At 47.6% G+C, this 26,146-nt stretch carries 25 protein-coding genes; 21 read left to right on the top strand and 4 right to left on the bottom strand.

Features of this window, described 5'->3' with window-relative positions; genetic code table 11:
• Positions 1-65: 65 nt before the first annotated feature.
• Both PPA03S_RS18690 and PPA03S_RS18685 read left to right on the top strand, forming a co-directional pair.
• The gene (locus PPA03S_RS18690; protein WP_062325037.1) at positions 66-1,865 is read left to right on the top strand and encodes an ABC transporter ATP-binding protein; all 1,800 of its coding nucleotides are present in this window, start codon (positions 66-68) and stop codon (positions 1,863-1,865) included.
• A gap of 177 nt (positions 1,866-2,042) precedes the next feature.
• Entirely contained in the window at positions 2,043-4,229 is a 2,187-nt protein-coding gene (locus PPA03S_RS18685) for a HelD family protein (RefSeq protein WP_062325035.1), read from the top strand.
• A 149-nt stretch (positions 4,230-4,378) separates the two neighbouring features.
• Here the strand turns inward: PPA03S_RS18685 and PPA03S_RS18680 are convergent, their stop codons facing one another.
• Both PPA03S_RS18680 and PPA03S_RS18675 read right to left on the bottom strand, forming a co-directional pair.
• Positions 4,379-5,281, bottom strand: a complete 903-nt coding sequence (locus PPA03S_RS18680) for a DMT family transporter (RefSeq protein ID WP_068964162.1) — start codon at positions 5,279-5,281, stop codon at positions 4,379-4,381.
• A gap of 31 nt (positions 5,282-5,312) precedes the next feature.
• Positions 5,313-6,053 carry an SDR family NAD(P)-dependent oxidoreductase gene (locus PPA03S_RS18675; protein WP_062325123.1) on the bottom strand — a complete coding sequence of 247 codons (741 nt, stop codon included), beginning with the start codon at positions 6,051-6,053 and terminating at the stop codon, positions 5,313-5,315.
• A 174-nt stretch (positions 6,054-6,227) separates the two neighbouring features.
• Here PPA03S_RS18675 and PPA03S_RS18670 point away from each other — a divergent pair, with 174 nt between their 5' ends.
• From PPA03S_RS18670 to crcB, 4 genes are read left to right on the top strand one after another with little or no spacing between them, the layout of a single operon-like run.
• Positions 6,228-7,106: a LysR family transcriptional regulator gene (locus PPA03S_RS18670; protein ID WP_062325033.1), complete on the top strand. Its 879-nt coding sequence runs from the start codon at positions 6,228-6,230 to the stop codon at positions 7,104-7,106.
• A 52-nt stretch (positions 7,107-7,158) separates the two neighbouring features.
• The gene (locus PPA03S_RS18665) at positions 7,159-8,466 is read left to right on the top strand and encodes a replication-associated recombination protein A (protein ID WP_062325031.1); all 1,308 of its coding nucleotides are present in this window, start codon (positions 7,159-7,161) and stop codon (positions 8,464-8,466) included.
• 28 nt (positions 8,467-8,494) lie between these two features.
• The gene (locus tag PPA03S_RS18660; RefSeq protein WP_062325029.1) at positions 8,495-8,896 is read left to right on the top strand and encodes a fluoride efflux transporter FluC; all 402 of its coding nucleotides are present in this window, start codon (positions 8,495-8,497) and stop codon (positions 8,894-8,896) included.
• Positions 8,893-9,252, top strand: a complete 360-nt coding sequence (gene crcB / locus PPA03S_RS18655) for a fluoride efflux transporter CrcB (protein ID WP_082704221.1) — start codon at positions 8,893-8,895, stop codon at positions 9,250-9,252. The genes PPA03S_RS18660 and crcB overlap by 4 nt, the downstream gene beginning before the upstream one ends.
• Before the next feature lie 141 nt (positions 9,253-9,393).
• Here the strand turns inward: crcB and mnmA are convergent, their stop codons facing one another.
• Positions 9,394-10,518: a tRNA 2-thiouridine(34) synthase MnmA gene (gene mnmA / locus PPA03S_RS18650; protein WP_062325027.1), complete on the bottom strand. Its 1,125-nt coding sequence runs from the start codon at positions 10,516-10,518 to the stop codon at positions 9,394-9,396.
• A 324-nt stretch (positions 10,519-10,842) separates the two neighbouring features.
• Here mnmA and cymR point away from each other — a divergent pair, with 324 nt between their 5' ends.
• Complete coding sequence (cymR, locus tag PPA03S_RS18645; RefSeq protein ID WP_062325025.1) at positions 10,843-11,262, top strand: cysteine metabolism transcriptional regulator CymR; 420 nt, start codon at positions 10,843-10,845, stop codon at positions 11,260-11,262.
• A 196-nt stretch (positions 11,263-11,458) separates the two neighbouring features.
• Here the strand turns inward: cymR and PPA03S_RS18640 are convergent, their stop codons facing one another.
• Positions 11,459-11,833, bottom strand: a complete 375-nt coding sequence (locus tag PPA03S_RS18640; RefSeq protein WP_062325022.1) for a hypothetical protein — start codon at positions 11,831-11,833, stop codon at positions 11,459-11,461.
• A gap of 129 nt (positions 11,834-11,962) precedes the next feature.
• Here PPA03S_RS18640 and PPA03S_RS18635 point away from each other — a divergent pair, with 129 nt between their 5' ends.
• From PPA03S_RS18635 to PPA03S_RS18575, 14 genes are all read left to right on the top strand, one after another.
• Positions 11,963-13,114 carry a cysteine desulfurase family protein gene (locus PPA03S_RS18635; protein ID WP_062325020.1) on the top strand — a complete coding sequence of 384 codons (1,152 nt, stop codon included), beginning with the start codon at positions 11,963-11,965 and terminating at the stop codon, positions 13,112-13,114.
• Between the two features lie 164 nt (positions 13,115-13,278).
• Positions 13,279-13,800, top strand: coding sequence for a PRC-barrel domain-containing protein (locus PPA03S_RS18630; protein ID WP_062325019.1), 522 nt, complete (start codon positions 13,279-13,281; stop codon positions 13,798-13,800).
• Positions 13,801-13,810: 10 nt separating this feature from the next.
• On the top strand, positions 13,811-14,020 hold the full coding sequence (locus PPA03S_RS18625; protein WP_024633070.1) for a YrzR-like zinc ribbon domain: 210 nt from the start codon (positions 13,811-13,813) through the stop codon (positions 14,018-14,020).
• Between the two features lie 250 nt (positions 14,021-14,270).
• On the top strand, positions 14,271-15,338 hold the full coding sequence (locus PPA03S_RS18620) for an AI-2E family transporter (RefSeq protein ID WP_062325017.1): 1,068 nt from the start codon (positions 14,271-14,273) through the stop codon (positions 15,336-15,338).
• A 431-nt stretch (positions 15,339-15,769) separates the two neighbouring features.
• A complete protein-coding gene (alaS, locus tag PPA03S_RS18615) occupies positions 15,770-18,400 on the top strand; it encodes an alanine--tRNA ligase (RefSeq protein WP_062325015.1) in 2,631 nt (876 codons plus the stop codon).
• Positions 18,401-18,677: 277 nt separating this feature from the next.
• A complete protein-coding gene (locus PPA03S_RS18610; protein WP_024633073.1) occupies positions 18,678-18,938 on the top strand; it encodes an IreB family regulatory phosphoprotein in 261 nt (86 codons plus the stop codon).
• A complete protein-coding gene (locus PPA03S_RS33720; protein ID WP_157284245.1) occupies positions 18,907-19,047 on the top strand; it encodes a hypothetical protein in 141 nt (46 codons plus the stop codon). Before PPA03S_RS18610 ends, PPA03S_RS33720 begins: the two co-directional genes overlap by 32 nt.
• A gap of 16 nt (positions 19,048-19,063) precedes the next feature.
• Positions 19,064-19,480 (top strand): Holliday junction resolvase RuvX, encoded by a 417-nt coding sequence (gene ruvX, locus PPA03S_RS18605; RefSeq protein ID WP_024633074.1) that lies wholly within the window; start codon positions 19,064-19,066, stop codon positions 19,478-19,480.
• A gap of 12 nt (positions 19,481-19,492) precedes the next feature.
• Positions 19,493-19,792 (top strand): DUF1292 domain-containing protein, encoded by a 300-nt coding sequence (locus PPA03S_RS18600; RefSeq protein WP_062325013.1) that lies wholly within the window; start codon positions 19,493-19,495, stop codon positions 19,790-19,792.
• A 1-nt stretch (position 19,793) separates the two neighbouring features.
• A complete protein-coding gene (locus PPA03S_RS18595) occupies positions 19,794-20,108 on the top strand; it encodes a DUF1292 domain-containing protein (RefSeq protein ID WP_024633076.1) in 315 nt (104 codons plus the stop codon).
• A 75-nt stretch (positions 20,109-20,183) separates the two neighbouring features.
• Positions 20,184-21,224, top strand: coding sequence for an endolytic transglycosylase MltG (gene mltG / locus PPA03S_RS18590; RefSeq protein WP_245683662.1), 1,041 nt, complete (start codon positions 20,184-20,186; stop codon positions 21,222-21,224).
• Positions 21,225-21,239: 15 nt separating this feature from the next.
• Positions 21,240-22,169, top strand: coding sequence for a peptidase U32 family protein (locus PPA03S_RS18585; RefSeq protein WP_062325011.1), 930 nt, complete (start codon positions 21,240-21,242; stop codon positions 22,167-22,169).
• A gap of 17 nt (positions 22,170-22,186) precedes the next feature.
• On the top strand, positions 22,187-23,515 hold the full coding sequence (locus PPA03S_RS18580; protein ID WP_062325009.1) for a peptidase U32 family protein: 1,329 nt from the start codon (positions 22,187-22,189) through the stop codon (positions 23,513-23,515).
• A gap of 234 nt (positions 23,516-23,749) precedes the next feature.
• A complete protein-coding gene (locus tag PPA03S_RS18575) occupies positions 23,750-26,032 on the top strand; it encodes a methyl-accepting chemotaxis protein (RefSeq protein WP_062325007.1) in 2,283 nt (760 codons plus the stop codon).
• Positions 26,033-26,146 lie beyond the last annotated feature (114 nt).

The raw sequence follows: 26,146 nt of genomic DNA, 5'->3' as shown, positions 1-26,146 counted from the left end.
AGGCAACGTCATGTAAGTTCATACGTATGATCTCTGGTGAACAAGGGTAGAACGGGGGAACTGAAATGGAAGAGCAGCGACAAGAGCAAGCGGGTCAAGCTGAATCAAAAGTAGGGAAAAAGGGATTTAAGGATTTTGTGAAGCTGATTGCTGCCACAGATCCACCGAAGCTTATTCTGGTTATAGCCTTAATCTTGACACTTATTCAGACGACAGCGGGTCTAATTGTGCCCCTGATGACCAAAGGCCTCATAGACGGGCTTACGATGTCCGCGCTGAACAAGTCCGTTATTTTTCTGCTGCTGGGGGCATTTGTTATTCAGGCCATCGCTTCAGGCATCAGCATCTATATGTTGAACTATGCAGGTCAGCGGGTGGTTGCAACACTGCGAACAAAGCTATGGAACAAGGTGTTGTCCCTGCCGATGCCCTATTTCGACCGAAATCGTACGGGGGATACGATGAGTCGAATTACAAATGATACGAGTCAGATTATGACGTTAATTGCGGATTATCTCGTTTCTTTTGTATCCAACATCGTTGCGGTTGTAGGCGGCGTGGCGCTACTTTTCTATCTGGATTGGGTTATGTCACTCATTATCCTGAGTCTGGTGCCGTTAACGCTGCTGATCCTGCTGCCTGTCGGACGTAAAATGTACAAAATCTCCAAAAAGCAGCAGGACGAAATGGCAGGCCTTACATCCGTGCTCAGCCAAGTGATTGGCGAGATTCGATTGGTAAAAGCGTATGGCACAGAGAAACGGGAAGCGGATGCGGGAGATTCCCGTATAGGGAAGATGTTTGCTTTTGGACTACAGGAAGCTCGGATTCTGGCATTGATTGGTCCACTCTTTACGTTTGTCATGACGGCTGTACTGGTTGTAATTCTAGGTGTTGGTGGCATGCGGGTGGCCTCCGGATTGCTATCTCCAGGGGAACTGGTAGCCTTCATTCTGCTGTTGTTTCAGGTGATTATGCCGATGGGGCAATTTACGACACTGTATTCCCGTTTGCAAAAAGTTGTCGGTGCAACCGAACGCATTCAGGCTATCCTTGCACATGAGGAAGAACCACGTCACAGTACAACGTCTGCTCCAAAGGGCAATGAGACAATTGCATTCAACAACCTGCATTTTTCCTATGTCACAGGGGAAGAAGTGCTGCACGGCATTAATCTGACCGTTCCGGCACGAAAAGTGACGGCGATTGTCGGTCCGAGTGGCAGCGGGAAATCAACGTTGTTTTCTCTGTTGGAGCAGTTCTATCTTCCTGGGTCGGGCAGTATAACGTATGGTGGACAAGCTATAACCGATTATTCATTAGCCTCCTGGCGAAGCAAAATCGGGTATGTATCTCAGGAAAGTCCGCTTATGGCGGGCACGATCAAAGACAATATCACGTACGGATTGGACCGTGAAGTCACGAAGGATGAGATCCGTCGAGCTGCTGAGATGGCCTATTCTGCCGACTTTATCGACAAGTTGCCTCAAGGCTATGATACGGAAGTGGGCGAACGGGGAATTAAGCTGTCTGGGGGGCAGCGTCAGCGGATTGCCATTGCGCGTGCATTGCTACGCAGCCCGGATATTTTGATGTTGGATGAAGCAACCTCCAGTCTGGACAGTACTTCGGAATTTGAAGTGCAGCAGGCTTTGACTAACCTGATGGAAGGCCGAACAACGGTTGTCATTGCCCACCGATTGTCCACTGTCGTCGATTCCGATCAGATTGTTGTTCTGGAACAGGGCCATGTGACAGGAACCGGAACTCATGCGGAGCTGATCAGTACACATCCGGTGTACCGTGAGCTGGCTCAGAAGCAATTTGTGGCACAGGAAGGGAAGTCGGATTCTGGACTGGAATGATGTAAAAGGATGACCGTTGTTCATCTGTTCTTTGCGAACAGGAACAGCGGTTTCTTTCATTTGGCTATCCGGGTTACTGTAGCTTTTTGTACATCAATATGATATAGTGGGTATCCTTTTGTGTCGTCAGTGATTGACTATGCAGAGCAAAACATATTCTTAGGAGGTAACTGAAACATGTCAGACAGCTTTCAAAGTGCCTATCAAGAAGAAGAGTACAGGTTAGAGCGAACGATGGAGGAAGTGGATCGTCAGCTGGAACGGCTGCAGAATACTCCGGTGTATACCGGCCACGACTTCACAGAGCAAGTGCTGGAAGCGGGACGCGAAGAGCGCCGCACCGCCTTGTCCAAGAGCGCGCAGCAACCCTATTTCGGACGCTTGGATTTCGAAGAACAGGGCAGTGGTGCACGGAAACCGCTGTATATTGGTAAAATCGGCGTAGACCGCGAAGAGGTGGGAGAGCATCCGCTCGTCATCGATTGGCGTGCTCCTGTCGCAAGCCTGTTTTACTCATTTACCGGAGGGGAAGCCTCCGCAACGTATGAAGCCCCGGAGGGACTCATTGAAGGACTGGTTTATCTGAAACGAAACGTTGTCATTCGGCAGCGTATATTGGAACGTGTGGCAGACACGTACAATCGGGACAGCGACCAGCCAGCCGTATCAGATGAATTCCTCGTGTATCGATTGGGAGAGAACAAGGATAATAAGCTTCGTGATATCGTATCCACCATTCAGGCGGAGCAGGATCAGATCATTCGTGCGGCGAGAAACACCGCATTGATCATTCAGGGTGTGGCCGGTTCGGGTAAAACAACCGTCGCACTGCATCGCCTTGCCTTCTTACTGTATCAGTACAAGGAGCAGGTATCAGCGGAGAAAATGGTTATTTTCGCACCCAACCACATGTTCCTGGATTACATATCGGATGTACTCCCGGAGCTCGGTGTGGGGGATATTCAGCAGCGTACATTCCCGGATTGGGCGATGAACCTGCTGGGGCTCGACCTGCCTTTGGCAGACCCGTCGGAGACATTGAACACCTGGTTTGAAAAGCCGGATGCACGTCCTGAACTCAATGATGATGTGCCTGGGCGTTACAAAGGCTCGATCCGCTTCATGGAACTGATCCGGGAGTGGCTGTCGGGGATGGAAGAGGAATCCGTGCCTGATATGGACTTCAGTCCATGGGATGGTGCCGTGCTCAGCAAAGCCGAGATTGAGAATTGGTTCGGGGAAGAATACAAACATTATCCGCTGGCGAAACGCAAAGAGCGGGTGATGGCGCGTATTCACCGCTGGATTGAGATGGAACTCAAGAAACCTTCCCCTGAAGCCGTTCGCAAAGAGCGTAAAAAGAAAGCAGCAACCCGTGAGAAGGCTTACGCCAAAAAATGGCCTCAATATGAACCGCTTACGCTGTACAAACAGCTGTTCAAGGTTGTTAAAGGCGGTTCGGTACCTGCCTCGCTCACCGGGCTTATTCCCAAATTGGTAATGAAGCAGACGGCAGCAGATCTGAAGCAGGATATCATCCGTGAAGAGGATTTGCCTGCATTGGTGTACATTCATACCTTGGTTCATGATATTGAGGGCCCCGAGCGATTCGATCACGTCGTTATTGATGAAGCGCAGGATTTTTCTCCTTTTCATGTGGCATTATTGGATCAGTTCGTCAAAGGTCATTCCTTCACTATATTAGGGGATCTGTCCCAAGGTATTCATGAGTACCGTGGTGTTCATGCGTGGGAAGAGATGAGTGCACTGTTCCCCGAAGAACAGAATGCATACTTTGCATTGACCCGGAGTTATCGCTCGACGATGGAAATTATCGATTATGCCAATACGATTCTGGAGCGGGGCGTCAAGAGCGGGATTACGGCGATTCCGGTATTCCGGAGTGGTGATCCTGTACGGACGTTGGCATACAGTAGTGAAGGGCGCACAGCCAGCCTTGAACAGGCTCTGAAGCTGTTAACGGTTAAAGACTACCGCACAGTCTCCATTCTGACCCGTACCCTCCATGAGGCAAAGGAGCTTCATCATGAACTCCAGGCGGCAGGCTGGGATCTGAACTTGATTGATGGCGGCAAAAAACAGTACACCGGCGGACACTCCGTTTTACCTGTCTATTTGTCAAAAGGACTGGAGTTTGATGCAGTTATTGTAGCGGATGCCGATGAGAAGCATTATTTGGGCAATGCGGGTGATGCGAAACTGCTGTACGTTGGCTGTACACGTGCATTGCACGAACTGTGGTTATTCCACGACGGCCCATTGCCGGGCTATGCTGCTGCAACTCACAATTCGGAGGGCGAGTCCGTTGCCATTCAGGGTTGGCCTGACAGCGAGGCAGAGTGAACACTTGTTTGTGGAACATAGCTTCAATATGAGAAAAGCATGGCGCTTATAAAGTTAGTGCCATGCTTTTTTTGTGCGGTCTGTTGTGAATTCCTAACCCGATGTATTTGCAGTTTTGGTTGCGGTTGGATGCTGCTCGGTCTGCCGGATTAAGATGCAGATCGGTGTGTGGTGACACCTGCTTTATCCAAAGCTGAGTTATGACTTGCGGGATGACGGTTAACCAGGAAAATGCCCAGACAGATCATTATCCCCCCAGCACCGACGATCCAGCCGACATGCTCTTTCAACAAGACGAAGCTCGACAGCAGTCCAAACAGCGGCGCCAGAAAAAGAAAGGAACTGGTTTTAGCGGGATCTGTGTTTTGCAGCAAATAAAACCAAAGTGTGAACTGAATGATGGAACAGAAAATCGTCAGCCATACCAGGACAACGATGGACGTGGTATTGACGATAAAATGAGGTTGCTCTGTAAAGAGGCTCAGTATAAGCAGTACCGTGCCACCAGCGAGCATCTGGTAAGCGGTGAGCACAAACGTATCATGAGCAGCTCCCCAGCGCTTAATGAGCAGCGTGGATACAGCAAAGCAGACAGCGCCGCCAAACCCAATCCACGTCCCAGGACTCAAGCTCAGATGGAAACCAAAGGTCAATGCCACTCCGACAAATCCGAGAATCACGCCGGTCCATTGGCTAAAACGATAGGAAACACCATATAGAGCAGCACTCAGGATGATGACAAGCAAGGGGTTGGTAAACGTAATAATGGCAGATTCCCCCGAACTGATCCAGTTCATGCTGTAGTAGGCACAGCCCATCACTCCCGCCGACTGGAACAGACCGATTACGGCGATTTGCATCCACTGTTTCCAGCCCACAGGCATGGGGCGTTTTCTGATGATCCAGGCAAGTAATGCTCCAGCTAATATATAGCGAAGTCCCATTAATAAAAAGGGAGGTGCATACATCATACCGATTTTGCCTACGGGAAAAGAGGTTCCCATGATGAGCGTGGTGACGATGATCAGGAACGTATATTTTAAAGGCTTCATCAGGCTTCCTCCCTTTGACTTCTCGACATGCTCATAACGTCTGACCGCTATCTACTGTAATCAGTTGTCCGGTCATGGACGGCTGATCCAGTGCGGCGCATATCATATGTGCGATGTCTTCGCTAGTTGCTATTCGCTGCAACAATAACTCACCGCCCAGACGATGCATCTGTTCTTCCTTTCCTGCCCACCAACGGGTCGCGACCGCACCCGGAATGATGGCGTTAACCCGGATATCGGGAGATAGCGCATGTGCCAAAGACTTGGTTAAGCCGTGCACTGCTGCTTTGGAAACTGCATAAGGAAGGGAGGACCCTGATCCTGTGCTGCCAGCAATACTGCCGAGGTTAACGATTGCTCCTTGGCCTGCCTGCTGCATTCCTTTTGCGGCTGCTCGTGCGCAGTAAAACATGCCTTTTACATTGACGTCATATAGCTCATTCCATATTTCATCCGTAACAGATTCCAGATCCTTCATCGGGATATGATGCGTAATGCTGGCGTTATTTACAAGTGCAGTTACAGGTCCGACTTTTTCAGTAATAGCGGCAATCATCTGGCGAACCTCGACATCGGAACCCACATTAGCCCGAACTGCAAAAGCATAACCTCCCGCATCCAAAATATGCTGCACAGTTTCTTCAGCTTCATCCTGGGAACGAGAGTAATTAACGGCAACGGTAGCTCCATAATTAGCGAGCAGTATACTGGTAGCTCGACCTATACCCGTACCGCCTCCGGTTACCAAAGCCACGGTGTTCATCCAGTTCATCATTATTAACACTCCTTCAATAAACTCAGCGAATAGGAAGCTACTGTGTTTGGCTATGTTCTGATCTACCCCGATTGTAGCTCGCAGCAGCTGTACTGTATAATGATTGTTAATGGATTAGCCATCATTTCAAATGATATCTGAATGGATACAGTCCTAGTTGGGAGGTTTACAATGGAGAGCGGGGATTTAAGAATATTTCAATGTGTTGCACAGGAAGGGAATCTGACCCGGGCTGCGGTGCGCCTCGGTTACGTTCAGTCCAATGTCACAGCAAGGATCAGACATCTGGAAGCTGAGGTAGGAACACGATTGTTTATCCGTCATAATCGGGGAATGACTTTATCGCCAGCAGGTGAGATGCTGCTAACGTACGCGGATAAAATTGTAGGCCTGCTCGATGAGGCTGGTAAAGCGTTGAGTTCTACCATTGAACCTACTGGGTCACTACGCATTGGCTCCACACAGACTGCCGCAGCGGTACGCTTACCTGAGCTTTTTGCAAAATATTATAAACAACACCCGGCGGTCTCCTTATCTTTGACTACAGGCAATTCCCAAATGCTTATGGACCAGGTGATTGGGTATGAATTGGAAGGGGCTTTTATAGGCTGTTCATGTGATCACCCTGATCTTGCTTCTACTCCCGTATTCGACGAGGAACTATACATTGTCTCCTCCGGAATGGGTCCTATGGATGAAGAACTCACAAGCAAACCCATACTGGTCTACAGCATGGGATGTTCCTATCGTCAGATTTTGGAGGAGTGGTTATCGGTCAGCGGGGTAAGCCGTCCGGTCATAATGGAATTTGGAACCCTAGAAGCGATTATTAGCGGTGTCACGTCCGGCATGGGAATTTCGCTGTTACCCGAGATTGTCATTCGGCATCAGATCGAAAATGGATTACTGCGCAAGCACACACTCCCGGTCGGCATGAATCGTATGATGACTCGTTTTATTACTCGCAAGGATGCCTTTGTCAGCAGTGCGCTTGGCGCATTTATGGGTATGCTGCCGCGGGAGTATGATATGATAGAGAACAGCAATTAATCAGGATGATGAAGGAACAAGTTAAGGCAATCCGTTAAGGAAGTGATGAGCAATGGATTTATTTTCGTTTCAGCAAGATTCAGAACCTCAGGCAAGACTGCTTGCTGACCGTATGCGGCCAGAGCGGCTTGATGAATATATTGGGCAAGAGCACATTATAGGAGCGGGAAAATTGCTTCGGCGCGCTATTGAGGCTGATCAGATTTCGTCCATATTGTTATATGGTCCTCCGGGATGCGGCAAGACGACCCTGGCACATATCATTTCCCAGCATACCCAAGGGCAGTTCGTCCGTCTGAATGCGGTGGATGCTTCCGTCAAAGATGTACGTGAAGTCATCGAGCAGGCGCAAACGAACAAACAGTTGTACGGAACAAAAACCATTTTGTTCCTTGATGAGGTGCACCGCTTTAATAGTTCGCGTCAGGATGCGCTGCTGCCCGCCGTAGAGAAGGGCACGATTATTTTTATCGGCGCTACGACAGAGAACCCCTTTCATTATGTGAATGGGGCCCTGATGAGCCGTTCCACGCTGTTTCAACTGGAGTCTTTGAACAAAGAGCATTCGCTGATTGCGATGCGCCGGGCACTGACGGATGCAGATAAAGGTTTGGGTTTCATGGATCTGCAGGCAGACGACGAGGCATTGGAGCATATTGCGACGATGGCGAATGGCGATATTCGGCGTGCGCTGAACGCCTTGGAACTTGCTGCACTGACTACACCGCCAGAGAAGGATGGCTCGATTCACATTACACTCGGTGTAGCTGAAGAATCTATCCGTCGTCCGATTGTAAAGGCAGATGAATCGACGCAATATGATGTATTGTCGGCATTTCATAAAAGCATCCGGGGTTCCAGTGATGCGGCACTGTTCTGGTTTTTGTATGCGGTAGAGAGGCTAGGCATGGACCCGATGACGTTTATCCGTCGTCTGATTGCGGCCAGCAGTGAAGATATTGGGCTTGCGAATCCGCAGGCGATGACCCAAGCCATTGGGGCACTGGATGCTTATCGCAATAATGGCTGGCCTGAAGCCAAGCTGAACATTGCTCAAGCAATCCTGTTTGCTGTTGAAAGTCCGAAGTCCAATGCGGTGTACACTGCGATCTCGAAAGCGATGAATGCCATTGATGAGGTGAAATCGGCTGAGGTCCCTCTTCATTTGAGAGATACCCATTATTCCGGTGCAGTGAAGCTGGGACATGAAGGCTACCAATACCCGCACAATTATCCGGGCCATTACGTGAAGCAGGAATATTTACCGAAACAGCTCTCACGCCGCATTTTCTATGAAGCAACGGAACAAGGCAATGAATCCAAGATTCGTCTAAATCAGCAGCGGCGCAGAGAGCTGTAAGATCGATGACCCGGGAGATGCTTGAACGATGAAAGAAATATTCTGTATTGGAATCGGTGGACTTTTGGGTACGTTATGCCGATATGGGGTACAGTTATCGATGCCAGCTGCTAATGATGGCTTCCCTTGGGCAGTGCTGCTGATCAATGCGATCGGGAGCCTGTTTTTGGGTTGGTTCTTCACCATAGCTGTTCCAGGCAAAATAACGCCTCAACTTCGCCTTGCGATTGGTACGGGGTTTACTGGTGCACTTACCACATTCTCCACCTTTACTCTGGATATGGTCCGTTTATCTGGAGGAGGGATGTGGGGTAAGGCTGCTATATACCTCGTTGTGAGTTTACTTGCAGGGCTGCTGCTGTGTGCATTGGGGATTAAGGTTGGACAGCGAATGCTGAATAAACCGATGCAGGACGGTGCTGCACCTTGATTATCTGGATAGGTCTTGTAGGAATGTTGGGTGCGGTGCTTCGCTACAGTCTGGGGCGATGGATATCCGGTTCGCTAGGAGCGGCCTTCCCCTGGGGGACGTGGGTCATTAATATCAGTGGTTCTCTGTTACTTGGATTGCTCTATGGCTGGCATCAGTCAGCTTCAATCCCGGACGTATTCTGGGTGATAGGGGGTACTGGATTTTGCGGAGCGTATACCACATTCTCTACGTTTGGATATGAAACCATTGGTTTGATGGGGCAGGAACGTTACTTAAGAGCAGTTATATACGTCACCAGTTCGGTACTGATGGGGGTTGCAGCCTCTTTTGCAGGGGTGTGGCTGGCTGCATAAGTGAAAATAATTATTTTTTTTGCAGGGAAAAGAAGGAAAAAAGCCATCCGTCATGGTATACATGAAAGATGGCTTTTGTTATAGGAATACAGGGTATTGTGCAAAATCCATATGGGGATGGATTCATTTCTGTTATTGAATCTATTGCAGCGCCGGCACAGGCACTTTTTGAACCTGATCGATCGTTCCGCCGCCGAGACATACATCTCCATCATAAAACACAACGGCTTGACCAGGCGTAATCGCTTTTTGCTGTTGGTCAAACTGTACATCTACACTGCCATCTTCCTGCCATGTCAGGGTTACACCCTGATCCGGCTGGCGATAGCGGAATTTTGCGGTACAACGGAATGGCACATTAGGCATGTGTGCTGCACCTGCGATCCAGTTTACACCTGTTGCAGTCAGACCGGTGGAGTACAGACTGGCATGTGCATCGCCTTGAACGACAAGCAGTTGATTTTTCTCCAGATCCTTGTCAGCCACGAACCAAGGTTCACCATTACCGGAACCGCCAATGCCAAGCCCTTGACGTTGTCCAAGTGTGTAGTACATCAGACCGTCATGACGGCCTTTGACTTCACCGGTCGCAATGTCAACCATGTCTCCACCTTTGGCAGGTAGGTAGTTGCTCAGGAACTCTTTGAAGTTGCGCTCGCCGATGAAGCAGACACCTGTGCTGTCCTTTTTCTTCGCGGTGTAGAGGCCAGCTGCTTCTGCAATCTTGCGCACTTCCGGTTTCGGAAGGTGACCAATCGGAAACATGGCTTTGGACAGCTGGTTCTGATTCAGTGCATTGAGGAAGTATGTTTGGTCTTTGTTACTGTCCACACCGCGCAGCAGCTTGAACGTTCCATCTTCTTCAATGAGGCGGGCATAGTGGCCTGTAGCCACATAGTCAGCGCCGAGATCCAGTGCCTTGTTCAGGAATTCGCCGAATTTGATTTCGCGATTACACATGACATCCGGATTTGGAGTCCGACCGGACTTATATTCATCAAGGAAATAGGTAAATACTTTATCAAAGTACTCTTTCTCGAAGTTGACAGTGTAGTATGGAATGCCGATCTGTTCGCAAACCCGGCGTACGTCCTCTGAATCCTCTTCAGCGGTACAGTGGCCGAACTCGTCTGTGTCATCCCAGTTTTTCATGAAAATGCCGATGACATCGTAACCCTGCTCCTTCAGCAGCAGTGCCGTGACGGAAGAATCGACACCTCCGGACATGCCAACGACGACCCGTGTATTTTCAATTGTTTTGGACATCGTTATCACCATTTCTATATATAAATGTGTTTCGTTTCTTATTCTAGCATAACCGGACTCAAGTTACGATACACCCGGCCAACTTTGGATAGTGTCCACTCCAGGCGTACATTTTTGGAATATCGTCAATCTTTCTTTTCCATAAAGCATGCAGATATGTTAACATTAGCTGAGGGTTATGATCGGAATACGGAGGATTAGTAGGACTTGGTCTGTATTTTTCATATCCCGCTGTGGCGGATTTCTGGAAAGCAGTCTTGGACCACATCCTGTTATTTAATATTTTACAACTTGTTTTTTTGAAAATGGAAAGAGGTGCCTCCTTTGAAAATATCGACAAAAGGCCGTTATGGCCTCACAATCATGATGGAGCTGGCAGCCAGAATAGGCGAAGGCCCTACATCTTTGAAAAGTATTGCCGAGCGCAACCAGCTCTCGGAACATTATCTAGAGCAATTGATTGCTCCCCTGCGTAATGCAGGACTGGTTAAAAGTATTCGGGGCGCCTACGGGGGCTACATCCTGGCAGGGGATCCTGCTACCGTAACTGCTGGGGATGTCATTCGTGTACTGGAAGGTCCAATCTCTCCAGTGGATTTCACGGAGGAAGATGATCCAGCGAAGCGTGACTTGTGGCTGCGCATCCGTGACAGCATTGCAGAAGTACTGGATTCAACAACGCTGAAGGATCTGATTACATTCCAGGATCAGGAGCAAAAAGACTCCTACATGTTCTATATTTAACATCGTTGATGATGAGCATCACAGATGACACACTAAAGCCCCCATATTGGGGGCTTTAGCCATGCAACAAGCTACTTTGTAATTCTTCCACTTCTAAACGATAACCTGAAATGAATAGGCGTATGTAATAATGAACTTAAGAATACACAGTTTTCGAGGTTGAGAACGGGAACGATGTAGTCAGAAGTTCAAGATTCTAACGATGTTTGAGTGTTTCTATATCTGCTTCTATACGCAATTGACGACGGTTCAAAATATCAATGCTGTGCTGATGAATGTTCAATTCAGTAGTTACTTTACGTTCATAAGAAAATTGTGAAGTTTCGAGACGTTTGGAAATTTCCAGTGTCTCCAGAACGGCCTGTTGCAGTAGTGGAATATTTTTGGTTTGTTCCTCGATGACGTTGAGCCTGCCGTCCATGGTATTGAGTCTGCCATCCATGGTATCGAGTCTGCCATCCATAGTGTCAAGCCTGTCTTCGATCTTTTCAAGACGGCCATCAATGTTGTCGAAACGCTTGTCCATTTGTTGAAGCTGATTCAGAATCTGACTGAGAACGGGATCGCTCATGTCTATCTCTCCTTTTGGAAATGGATATATAACATTATACACGAAGATGCGACAATTGAGCATCCGTTTTGATTTCCAATTTACACATCATGAAAAGATAGAATTCCAACATATAACGGGGTGAAATCAATGAAAAGAATATATTTGGACCACGCCGCATCGACACCTATGCACCCACAAGTCGCGGAAGCGATGATGAAGGTTATGACAGGGCAATATGGCAATGCATCGAGTATCCATGCCTTCGGGCGGGAAGCCAAACGGACCGTCAGCGGAGCAAGGGATGTCATTGCGGCGTCTTTGGGTTGTTTCCCTGATGAACTCGTATTCACCGGAGGCGGCACGGAGAGTGACAATCTGGCGATATTTGGCGCAGTTTCAGCGAGAAAAGAACGGGGACGGCACGTCATTACAACGGCCATTGAACATCATGCGGTACTGCATACTTGCCAGGAGCTGGAGAGACAAGGCTATGACGTAACTTATTTGCCTGTAGATGAATACGGAAGAATACGTCTGGAAGAGCTGGAAGATGCCATTCGGCCAGATACAGTACTGATTACCATGATGTATGCCAACAACGAAGTGGGCACGATTCAGCCTATACGCGAGGTGGGTGAGCTTGCCCGTCAGCATGATATTTTGTTCCATACCGATGCTGTTCAGGCTCTAGGCACCCAGGGCATTTCCTGCAAGGAACTGCCTGTGGATCTGATCAGTTTCTCTGCTCATAAAATTAATGGGCCTCAAGGTGTGGGTGCACTCTATGTGCGGCGCGGAATCGTACTGGAAGCCAGATCACACGGTGGCCTTCAGGAACGACAACGCCGGGCAGGTACCGAGAACATCGCGGGCATCGCGGGGTTTGCGGAGGCATTGAAAATATCAGGAGAGCAATTCGGGGCGCGTCGTGAACATGATCTGGCTTTACGATCATTGCTGCTGGAACAACTGGAGAAGCAGGTAGGAGCGAACTGTTTCCACGTCAACGGACATCCACAATATACGCTGCCCAATATCCTGAACATCAGCTTTCCGGAAGTGTCCACTGAGACGATGCTCATGAACCTGGATATGGAAGGTATCGCTGTTGCGAGCGGTTCGGCATGTACTTCCGGTTCCCTTGAAGTATCCCATGTGCTGAAAGCGATGGATCTGCCTGAGACATTTTTACATTCGGCGATTCGTTTTAGCTGGGGGTTGGGTAATACTACGGAAGAAATCATGATAACCGCCGAAAAAATTGGAACCATTCTTGGACGACTGCGTAATAGACCCTAAGGGGCTCTTTGCACATGGAACAGAAGGAGGGAAGCAGTTCCATTTCATCGGTTGGATAGAAGCGGTTTTGATGGACGGCGCCTGATTGCCACTCATCAACTTTGGGCATACCTAGCAATAGCGCCGCGACTATTTAATGATAAGAAGATGAGGGGGACCCTGCGATGAAGCTTCAGGAAATGATCGGACTTGCCGTTTTTGACGTTGAGGATGGGAAGCAGGTCGGTAAAATCCAGGATTTCATTGTGAATGACGATTGGAAAATTGAAGGCATTGAACTTGAAAACAAAGGCCTGTTTACCAGTCATGTCAAAATCGTGCAGTGGCAAGATATCGTTGCCTACGGCGAAGATGCCGTCATGATCCGTAATCAACAGGCTGTCCGCAAGACGGGAGCCGACGACATAAAACACACGTACCTCCTCGGCCAGACTAAATTGAAGGAGATGTCCGTGCTCACCGAAGAAGGTTTGCTGCTCGGACGTGTCTCGGATGTTTATTTTGACCAGGAGTTGGGAAATACAATAATAGGGATTGAAATTACGGACGGTTTTGTGTCCGATTTGATTGAGGGCCGCAAATGGCTGCCATGTACAAGTGATATGTCCATCGGAGAAAGTGCCATTATGGTGCCGCCGCTGAGTGAACAACGCTTGGAAAATGCCATTCATTCTGTTAATGGATAGGTGAATGAATATGAAATGTCCAAATTGTAGTTCCAAAGATATTGGGAAAATCGGTTCTCACCAGTTTTATTGCTGGGGATGCTTTATCGAACTAACAGTGAACGGTGAGAAAATGTCCGTGTACCAAGTGGAGGAAGACGGCACGCTTAGTTCCCTTGATGATCTGTTCTTCGGGGAAGAGCTGCCGCAAGACTTTCCACATCTTCATGCTTCTTCTTAGTAAGCGGCATAACTTCTTCTATATGCGGTTTCATGACAAAATCTGTTATGGAATGCTGTCATGAAAAGATGGCTGATGTATATAGCTGCGGTTACATAGTGGTTCAAGGGACTTGTATGAATATATGCGATCTCGGATCACAAGATGCGTCTCCTTCATGATGAAGGGGGCGCTTTTTTAAATCGTTAATAAATATTCTCTTCCTTACATATACTGACTTTCAGAGCCAGTCCAAAAGGGAGAGATACAAGTGGAGCAATTAACCAAGAACAAGCTGTTCCGTTATGCCATCTGGCTGCTACTCGGATTGATTATCCTGTATTTTATCTGGCTGCTGCGGCCATTGCTGCTTCATATATATGGATTTTTGAAAACCGTATTGGCCCCTTTTATCGTGGCTCTCATCATATCCTATGTGCTCAATCCAATTGTAAGCATGCTGGGAGGGCGTAAAGTCCCTCGGACTATCGCTGTGCTGTTAATCTATGCTTTCTTTCTCACTTGTATCGGGGTCATCCTGATGAATGTCATTCCGGTGTTGATTGAACAGCTGGAGGAACTGAACGAGCATATGCCTGAGCTGTCGATGCGTGCCCAGAGTTTGATGAACAATATGGATCACAAATTAATGCCGCCAAGTGTGCGCACAGGCATGAACAGCTGGTTTTTTCAGATGGAGGATCGGCTTACCCAGGGGATAACGACGCTGATGGATAATATCGGGACAACCATTAATGTCCTGTTCAACGTATTTATCGTGCCATTTCTCATTTTTTATATGTTAAAAGATTTTGAGGTGTTCGAGCGTACGATTGTGGCTTATCTTCCTCGCTCACGGCGCAAAGCCATTGTCTCCGTAATGAAAGAGATTGATACAGCCTTGGGAAACTATATTCGCGGACAATTTATTGTCTGTGTGATTGTGGGCATCTTTGCCTACATTGGTTACATCGTCATTGATATGCCTTATGCACTGCTGCTTGCCAGCATTGTCGCCGTGTTTAACATCGTTCCCTATCTGGGCCCGTTTCTTGGAGCTGCTCCTGCAGTGATTATGGCTTCGACAGTATCGTTTAAAATGGTGCTTTTTGTTGTCATTGTGAACACACTCTGCCAAGTGCTGGAGAGTAACGTCATCTCCCCACAAGTGGTGGGGCGGACACTGCATTTGCATCCATTGTCGATTATCTTCGCGCTGCTTGTGGGAGGTGAACTGGCGGGCATTGTGGGTCTGATCCTGGCGGTGCCGGTCTTTGCTGTTCTGAAAGTTATTGTGCAGCACTTTTTTGCGTATTACATCAAACGAAGAACCGACTGAATGATGCAGTGCTGCAATCCGCGAGGTTGCGTTGACACCCTACAGGCATATCGATATAATGGAGGGGTATGTTTAGAATGAAAAATCGATGATGAAATGAAGTACGCCGAGGGTTCCTTTCCTCAGAGAATAGACTTCTTCGGATCAGATGTAATCTGAGCCCGATGGCTGGAAGAGTCTTGAAAGTGGAAGCGGCGGAAAGCTGATTTCGGAGTGCAGGACAACCCTGCCGGGAGCGACCGTTATTTCGCATCAACGAGGAGATTGTTTGTTTATCCGCGCAGCAAGGGATGAGCAGCAGTAACCAGGGTGGTACCGCGATTATAATCGTCCCTGACTATTCAGGGGCGTTTTTTGTGTTTGTTTTTACTTTGTTATCAACCCCGGGGCAATATGCACCGGACTATTATAATTAATTGGGGGCACTACGTATGAAAGCCAGTGAAATCCGGTCTAAATGGATCGAGTTTTTTGCAAGTAAAGGTCACAAAATTGAGCCAAGCGCATCGCTCGTACCTCATAATGATCCATCCCTTCTGTGGATTAATGCGGGCATGGCCCCGTTGAAACCGTATTTTGACGGTCGGGAGAAACCAGAGAATCCGCGTCTGGCAAACTCCCAAAAATGTATTCGTACAAACGATATTGAAAATGTCGGTAAAACTCGCCGTCACCACACGTTCTTCGAAATGCTCGGCAACTTCTCCATCGGAGATTACTTCAAGGAAGAGACCATTACCTGGGCATGGGAATTTCTCACAAGCAAAGAATGGATCGGTTTCGATCCGGAACGTCTCTCGGTGACGGTATATCCAGAAGACGAAGAGGCTTTCAAACTGTGGAACGAAAAAGTGGGACTGCCTGCTGAGCGTATCATCAAACTGGATGAGAACTTCTGGGATATTGGCGAAGGCCCTTGTGGACCTTGTACCGAAATCTTCTATGACCGCGGCGAAGCTTATGGCAATGACATGAATGATCCAGAGATGTATCCAGGTGGAGAAAACGAACGTTACCTGGAAGTATGGAATTTGGTGTTCTCCCAGTTCAATCATAACAAGGACGGCAGCTACACACCGCTTCCAAACAAAAATATTGATACTGGCGCAGGATTGGAGCGCTTTGCATCCATTCTGCAAAATGTGGATTCCAACTTTGATACCGATCTGTTCCAACCGATGATTCAAAGAACAGCGGCTCTTGCCGGTGTGAAATATAATGACAGCGTAGAGATTGACGTTGCACTGAAAGTGATTGCCGACCATATTCGTACGGTAGCCTTTGCTGTAGGTGATGGCGTTCTGCCAAGCAATGAAGGACGCGGATATGTGATTCGCCGCCTGCTCCGTCGTGCAGTACGTTACGGAAAAGTACTGGGACTCGACCGTCCATTCCTGTATGAACTGACAACAACCGTTGGTGAAGTGATGGGAGTGTATTACCCAGAGGTGGTGGACAAGCAAGAATTTATCGCCAAAGTGATCAAAACGGAAGAGGAGCGCTTCCACGAAACACTTAGCGACGGACTGGCTATTCTGGCAGACATCAGTGCTGGAGCCAAATCCGAAGGTCGCACGGTAATCAGTGGTCCGGAAGCGTTCAAACTGTATGACACATACGGTTTCCCATTTGACCTGACCGAAGATTACGCTGCAGAGCATGGCTTGACCGTAGATCGTGAAGGATTCGATGCTTCCATGCAAGAGCAGCGTGATCGTGCACGTGCTGGCCGTCAGGAAAGCGAAAGCATGAAGGTTCAAGGTGGACCACTTGCCGATCTGGAGGTTAAAAGCGAGTTTGTTGGTTATAATGACCTGTTGACGGAAGCGAAAGTGGTAGCCATTGTTGCCGGCGATGCGCTGGTAGACTCCGTAAGCGAAGGTCAGACCTGCCAGGTCATTTTGGACAAGACTCCGTTCTATGCGGAAAGTGGCGGACAAGTGAGTGACCAGGGCTTGCTGCGAGGAGCTGGGGTAACGGCAAAAGTACAAGGTCTGTTCAAGGCTCCGCTGGGGCAACACGTGCATCTGGTGACGGTAGAGTCCGGAGAGCTGCGTGTGGGTGAAGTGATTAATGCTGAAGTGGATGCATCCAAACGTGGCGATATTATCAAAAACCATACCGCTACCCATTTGCTGCACAAAGCGCTCAAGGATGTGCTAGGAACGCACGTCAATCAGGCAGGATCACTTGTAGAGCCTCAACGTCTGCGCTTTGACTTCTCGCACTTCGGCAGCATTACGCCTGAAGAACTAACAGAGATCGAGCGTCAGGTAAACGAACAGATCTGGAATCGTCTGAATGTGAATATTGAACTGAAAGCTATTGATGAAGCCAAAGAAATGGGCGCAATGGCCTTATTCGGTGAAAAATACGGCGATATCGTACGTGTGGTTCAAGTTGGAGACTATAGTTTGGAACTTTGTGGCGGCTGTCACGTAAACAATACATCAGAGATCGGTATCTTCAAGCTGGTGAGCGAAAGCGGAATTGGCTCCGGCGTACGCCGGATCGAGGCTGTTACTGGCCGTGGCGCGTATCTGTATGTAGAAAGTCAACTTGAATTGCTGAAACAATCAGCATCTCTGCTCAAAGCGAATGTGGCTGACGTGCCTAAACGCATCGAAGGTCTGAATCAGCAATTGAAGGAAGCAGCCAGAGAGACTGAATCACTGCAAAGCAAGCTGAGTGCCATGGAAGCAGGCGCATTGACAGATCAAGTGGTACAAGCAGGAAATACACAATTGCTTGCCGCACGTGTTGATGCTCCGAACATGGATGCCCTGCGTACAGTAGCTGATGAATTAAAAGTGAAATTGCCTCATGCTGTACTCGTATTGGGTGCTCCAGCCGATGGCAAAGTGAATTTTGTAGTGGCTGTACCTGCTGAACAGGTGAAACAAGGGCTGCATGCAGGAAAAATCGTTAAGGAAGTTGCGGCAGTATGCGGCGGTGGCGGTGGCGGACGTCCTGATATGGCGCAAGCCGGAGGCAAGGACGCGACCAAGCTGGATGAAGCACTGAAATTGGCGGTTTCACTGGTTAGTGAGCATACTGCATAAATCGAACGAGTTGCGGTTAAAAGCCAAAATGTAGTTCGAAAAGGTTCTATTCGTTTATACGGAGATTGGATCGGGATGCTTCTTCCCGTCCAATTTTTGTACCCAAGAGCGAGTGGAATCGAATGATGCAGCAAGCGGAAGCCAGTAAAGGACAAGCAAAAAACACAATTGGCTTATCCTTTGTTTACTTGTGGCAGTCAGAATATGTTATTATATAAGCAGAAATCAATTCGGCAGGACATGGTCCCCATGTTCATGCAGGAGCGAGGTGCCATCAATGGACTCCATGGATAAGACGGTTAAATTTAATGTGAAAGCCGACGAGCAGGAAGCATCATCCAAAGAGATTCTTCTTACGGTATATGATGCACTGGTGGATAAGGAGTATAATCCTATTAACCAGATTGTCGGGTATCTGATTTCTGGAGACCCCGCATATATCCCTCGTCACAACAATGCACGCAGTCTGGTCCGTAAAAAAGAGCGCGATGAGCTGATTGAAGAGCTTGTTCGTTCTTATCTGGCCAATCACCGGTAATGTACATCGCTTCCGCTGTGATGCAGCCATGCAGGCAGCGGGAAATGAACCGACAGAAGACAGCCTGAAGCTTGAGAAGGCGAATATTAATCGACCTGAGCAGGCTTGAGGATGGGAGAGCATGGATGAAAATATTAGGTTTGGACTATGGGGACCGAAGAATCGGAGTTGCCGCTAGTGACGCCTTCGGTTGGACTGCCCAGGGATTGGAAGTACTTGAACGCCGCCGGGATGAAGGTGAGTTCGCTCGGATCGCGGAGCTTGTGCGTGAGCATGAGATCAGCGAGATTGTGGTCGGACTTCCCAAAAACATGAACGGCACCGTAGGACCGCGTGGTGAAATCTGCATCGCTTTTGCCGAACGCCTGCGGGGCGAACTGAATTTACCTGTTCACCTTTGGGATGAACGACTGACAACCATTGCAGCTGAACGAACACTGCTCGAAGCGGATGTCAGTCGCAAAAAACGCAAGCAGGTTGTGGACAAAATGGCCGCAAGCTTGATTTTGCAAAATTATTTGGATGCCAATAGTAAAAGGTGAGGGGGATCAACAATGACTGAAGATCAACTGGGTATGGAAGAAGAATCGGAGATTATTTACATTGCGGATGACGAGGGTAATGAAGAGGAATTTGAAGTCATCATGAAATTCGAAGTGGACGGTTCGGAGGCCAAGTACATGATGGTTGCTCCAGTTGAACCCGAAGATGGAGAGACGGATGTCTATGCATTCCGTTATGAAGAAGAGGGCGATGACATTAAACTTTTCGTCATCCAAGATGATGCCGAATGGGATATCGTCGAGGAGACGTTTAATACATTTCTTGCAGAAGATGAAGAGGAAGCGAACTAAAATGACAGAATATAGCCGCGAAGACTTGAAATGGACAGATTCGCTGCGTCTGGCTTTTGGTGCTCATGTTGAGCTGGAAGAAGAGAACGGTAAATCACATCCGTATGACTTACTGGCCGAGTTTGAAGTGAAAGGTCAGCAGTATGCGGTGCTCCGCAGTTCACTCCGTCCGTATGACGAAGTTGAACTTCTGCGGGTTTTGCCGGGAAGTGAAGGCCAGATCATGCCGGAATTAGTTACGATTGACGATGATGATGAGTGGGAGAACATTTCGGAATTGTATGACGAGTGTACACTACCCATTGACGAAGATTGATCAGCTTCAAATTGAAGAAACCGGAAGGGCGGAGAAGTCCGCTCTTTTTGGTTGTGTAAAGGAGTTGTGTCTTTTTTGAAAGGGAAAGCGATTGTAGTCCTTCTGCTAGTCATTGTGATTGCTGCCGGAGGAGCAGGGGTATATGTCTGGAGCATGATGCGTCCGGTACAAGCATCCACCGAACCGGTTGTGTTCGAGATCAAGAGCGGATCAGGCACTTCCAAAATTGCGGACCAGCTGGAGCAAGAAGGGTTGATTCGAAGTGGGTTAGCGTTTAAGGGATATCTGAAATGGAAGAAACAAGGATCAAATTTTATGGCAGGTACATATTCCTTGAATCCAGGCGTGACATACGATGAGCTGATTAATAAGTTGAATAACGGTGAAGTTGTGCCGGAATCGATGGTGAAGTTTACCATCCCTGAGGGATACACGGTACTGCAAATGGCGGACAAACTGTCTGCTGACGGAATTGTGAATCGGGATGAATTTATTAAGCTTGCGAATGATCCAACTGCTTTTGATATCGACATGATGAAGGACATTCCGGTGGATGAAGAACTGCGATATGTGCTGGAAGGATACCTGTTCCCTGAGACGTATGAATTGAAAGAGGGAAGTTCGACTCAAGAGGTCATGCAGCGAATGCTTGAGGAATTCCAGACGAAGGTTGATTCTATTCCTGATCTGGCGGCCAAACTCAAGGAGAGAAATCTGTCTTTGCACGAAGTGTTAACCATTGCATCGCTTGTGGAGAGAGAAGTTGTGGTGGATCAGGAACGCGCGCTGGTTGCTGGCGTGATCTATAATCGGATCAACCAGGACATGAAACTGGAGATTGATGCGACAGTCCAGTACTTGTTGGATAAGCCCAAGGCCAGATTGCTGTTCAAGGACCTGAAGGTGCAAAGTCCCTATAATACGTATCTGAACAAAGGCCTGCCACCGGGGCCGATTGCAAGTCCAAGTCTGGCATCCATTGAGGCTGCACTGGAACCTGAAGCTTCAGATTATCTGTTCTATGTGACCAAAAAAGATGGTACATTCGGACATCTGTTTGCCAAAACGTATAAGGAACATCAGCAAAATATAGCCAAAAGTAAGGCTGCGCAATAAGCGGAGGGGATGTATATGAGTACGAAACATGAACTGCTCGTTACGGCGGCAAATGTGAAAGAAGCGGAAGCGCTGCTGCAGGCAGGAGCAGACGCTTTGTTAATTGGGGATGATCGCTTCGGCATGCGTCTTCCTGGTAGCTTCAGTATGGAAGAGACAGCCGAGGTGGTTGCCATAGCAGCCAAGCATCAGGCTCGCGTCTATGTATCCATGAACAATCTGATGTCCAACGAGCTGCTAAAAGAGTTGCCGGAATATGTTCAGGCACTGGGTAAAATCGGTGTTCATGGGGTGGAGTTCAACGACCCATCAGTGCTCGCCGCTATTAAGGAGTATGCTCCGCATATTCAGCTGCACTGGAACGCTGAGATGACATCAACCAACTATGCAACAGCCAACTACTGGGGAACCAAAGGCGCGAGTCGTGTTGTGCTTGCTCGGGAGCTGAATATGGACGAGCTGACAGAGATGGTTCCATTTCTAAAGGTGGAAGCTCAGGTGCAGGTGCATGGGATGACGAACATTTATCATTCCAAACGGAGTTTGGTACAAAGTTATATGGCCCATCAGGGGCGTCCGGTAGAAGGAAACTTGGGTAAAGAGCGTGGTTTATTTCTGATTGAGGCTGAACGCCGGGATGAGAAGTTTCCGATCTATGAAGATGTGAACGGAACTCATATCATGAGTTCGGAGGATATCTGTATTCTCGAGGATCTTCATCTGTTGATGGAGGCCGGGGTACACAGCTTCAAAATTGAAGGCATATTAAAACCGCTTGCGTATAACGAAGCTGTTGTACGTGCATACCGTACATCTCTGGACAGTTATGCAGCTGATGCCGATGCTTATGCATTTTGTGAAGAATGGCTGGATGAGGTTCGCCAATTGCAGGACCCTGAACGGGAGTTGTCATTTGGATTTTTCTATAAAGAACAGGTGTATTAATAAACGAGGTGAACGACATGGAAACAGTGGCGGTACAGCGGAAGTTCTCGGGTAAACGTAACCGTCTGGACAAACCGGAGTTACTTGCTCCGGCAGGCAATCTGGAAAAACTTAAATTTGCAATCCATTATGGTGCAGATGCAGTGTATATCGGTGGACAGGCATATGGACTACGTTCCAATGCGGATAACTTTAGCTTTGAAGAAATGCGTGAAGGTGTGGAATTTGCCAAAAAGTATGGTGCCAAGGTATTTGTGGCAACCAATATCTATGCTCATAATGAAGATATCGAGGGGATTCAAGCCTATCTCCAGAGCTTGTATGATGCAGGAATCGCAGCTATTATCGTAGCCGATCCGGCAATTATAGAAGTGGCTCAGCGCGCTGTCCCGGGTTTGGAAGTGCATTTGAGTACGCAACAATCGACCCTGAACTGGCAAGCTGTGAAGTTCTGGAAGGATGAAGGTCTTCCGCGGGTGGTTCTCGGACGGGAGACAAGCTTTGAAGAGATTGAAGAGATCAAGGCTAACGTGGACATCGAGATCGAAGCTTTTATTCATGGAGCCATGTGTTCGTCATTTTCGGGACGCTGTGTGTTGTCCAACCACTTTACCGACCGTGATTCCAACCGGGGAGGGTGCTGCCAATCCTGCCGCTGGAAGTATGATCTGTTTGAAGATGCCCGGGAAGATAACGTCTGGGTCAGCGAAGAAGGAATGCAAATGCAGGCACCTGCACCATTCAAATTGGGAGAGAATCAGCTGCCTCTGTTCGAGGAGCAGGACAATTCCTTTTCGATGGGTTCCAAGGATCTGTGCATGATTGGTCATATCCCGGAGCTAATTGATGTGGGGGTGGACAGTTTTAAAATCGAAGGACGCATGAAGTCGATCCACTATGTGGCTACCGTGGTTAATGTGTATCGTCAGGCGATTGATTCTTATATGGCTGATCCGGAGAACTATGAATTGAAGCCTGAGTGGGTAGAGGAAATGAACAAGGCAGCGAATCGCCCACTAAATACCGGATTTTTCTATGATACACCGGATCATGAGGATCATATCTATGAACCGGAGGAAAAAGCGGTACCTTACGACTTTGCCGGATTGGTTATGGACTATGATGCAGTTACAGGAATGGCAACCATTCAGCAACGCAATCATTTCAAACCAGGACAGGAGATCGAATTTTTCGGTCCCGGAGGCCACTTTTTCAAACAGGTGGTTGGGGAATTGCAGGATGAAGAAGGCAACGTACTCGATGCAGCCCGTCACCCGCTACAGCGTATCAAAATGAAGGTGGATCAACCGGTTTCCTATTTCGATATGATGAGAAAAAAGAAGTAGGCTTTAATACCTAGTTTTCAACAAAATAGTGTTAAGAATAAACAAAATAATGTTATAAAGTATCGAATTTTGATCTCCGTATATCGGTATATGGGGGTCTTTTTTTTATAGAAAAATAGGAAAAAAGTTGTAATAAATTTTGGAAAGTTGAGAGGGGAAAGGAGAAAGCTGTCGAATACTACATATTTATAGGGGAGAGAAAGAAAATCCAACAAGTAAATTACTGGCAGGTGAATGGGATTGGTTCAAAAGAAGCAGAAAGACAGTGGGGAAGAAATGATAAAACCTGAGAAGGTACAGCCCGAGAAGGTTCAAAAAGTAAAGAAAGAAAAAGTAGAGAAACGTAAGACAGGGGATACTCCAGGCAGAAAGTCCTTTAAATTGGACTCAGGGAAGCTGAAGTTGGGGTGGAACAAGACCAAAAACGATTGGAAAAATCGAAACTGGAAGAATGTCGGGGGAACAACGTTAGAGCAAATTAAGAAGGCTAACCCGATTAAATCGGTAGGCGTTAAACTGTTTTTGATCTTTTTTGCGGGCATTATGATTTTTGTCGTTAGTTTAGGCCTATTATCCTATTCTAAAGCGAAAAGTACGATTGAGAAAAATGCTTCCCGAGCGAATCAGGAAACGATTGAACAAACGAAGCAAAAAATGGACATTATCCTGGAGCGGTTTGTAGATACATCAACACAAATTTTCTTTGATCCAGAGATGCAGTCTTTGCTGCAAAAGATGTCTGATACAAATTTATCGGCCTATGATACGTTTATCAATTCAAGTTCGATCAATAAGCAATTGTCTAACATTGCATTTACGAATAAATCTATGGAAGCGATTTATCTTGTGCCCACGGACGAAACAAGATCTACTATGGGTACAGGAAGCAGCAGTTCATCTATGGGCGATATTCGTAAGGAGGCCTGGTATGATGAGCTAATTCAATCAGGCGGATATCGCTGGCTTCCAACTGAAGCCAAAGAAGATGGTGGCACACCAACGTTCCGCATCGCCCGTTCGATGAAAAACTTGCAAGGGACAACCCAGTCTTATGTATTAATCATTGAACTGAAGCTGGAAGTTCTGGAGCAGCAATTGAAATCTCTTGATTTGGGAGAAGGATCAGTACTTCAACTGATCGCTCCGGACAATAAAGTTGTAGCATCAACGATTGCTGATAATACAGGAAAAGACACAGACTTGGCATTTATCAAAGAGTTAACAGAAAAATCCGGCAGTGCCAATACAGAATACACTGTGGATGGAGATTCAACGGATATGCTGGTAGTATACAGCACTATGGATACGTCCGAATGGAAATTGATCGGAATGATTCCAACTTCCATGTTGGTGAAAGATGCCAAAGGCATTCTGACCCTGACATTGTGGATGGCACTCGTGGATGCCGCTATTGCAGTACTGATCGGTATTTGGATGGTACGCATGATTGCACGTCCATTGGGTAGCCTGAAAGATCTGATGCAGGAAGGTGCTAAAGGAAATCTTAAAGTGCGCACAGCTTATACATCCAAGGACGAGATTGGTCAATTATCAGCTGCATTCAATCTCATGATGGAACAGATTACGAAGCTGGTTGAGCAAACCAACCGTTCTGCGCAAGAAGTACTTGATACTGCTTCTGAACTTAGCAGTGCTTCCAAGAAAACAGCTGTCTCTGCTTCCGAGATTGCCGTGGCTACAGAAGAAATTGCCGGCGGTGCAAGCAGTCTGGCAACCGAGGCTGAACGTGGAAATGAATTGACCGACAATATCTCCCGTCAGATGGAGAGTGTCGTCACTGCCAACGAACAGATGGGCGATTCAGCCCGTCATGTCGAGAAATCCAGTCAGACTGGAACACATCATCTGAATCAGTTGATGACCAAAACGCAGAAGACAGAAGAGATGATCGGTGCCCTCGTCAATAAAGTTGATTCACTGAAAGAGAGTACGTCATCCGTTCTGAAAGTGCTTGATGTCATGCAGAATATTACAAAACAGACCAACATTTTGTCATTGAATGCAACGATTGAAGCAGCTCGTGCCGGTGCAGCAGGCCGTGGATTTATGGTGGTGGCGAATGAGGTTCGTCAGCTGGCTGAACAATCCAGACAATCCATTGATATGGTCGGAGATATTACGGACAAGATCATGACCGAGATGAATGAGACGGTTGATCAATTGTCTGCAGCGTATCCGTTGTTCAAAGAACAGATGGATGCGGTGAAAGATACCAACGTCATATTCGCTTCAGTACAACAGCAAATGGGTGCATTTGTAGAAAGCCTGAGCATGGTCACAGGTTCAATCGAAGATTTGAATAAATCTCAAGGAACGTTGTCCGAAGCGATGAGCAATGTCAGTGCAGTAGCTGAAGAATCTTCAGCAACATCCCAGGAAGTTGCTTCTTTGAGCAGTGAGCAGCAAAATATCAGTAATCAACTGGTAAACTTGTCTGCAAAACTGGAGAATGTGTCAACGGAATTGAAAGATACGTTGTCTCGCTTTACGGTCTAAACCACACAAATCTGATCCATTGAGAAACCTGCCCCTTATGGGACAGGTTTTCTTGTCATTACCGGATAATCCCAGCTTGAATGAAGAATACTATGCCAAAACGTTGAAGGGTGA

The organism is Paenibacillus pabuli NBRC 13638 (genome assembly GCF_001514495.1).
GTDB classification, from domain to species: Bacteria; Bacillota; Bacilli; order Paenibacillales; family Paenibacillaceae; genus Paenibacillus; species Paenibacillus pabuli.
The sequence above is the reverse complement of the archived record's forward strand: the minus strand, read 5'-3'. Positions and strand labels throughout refer to the sequence as shown.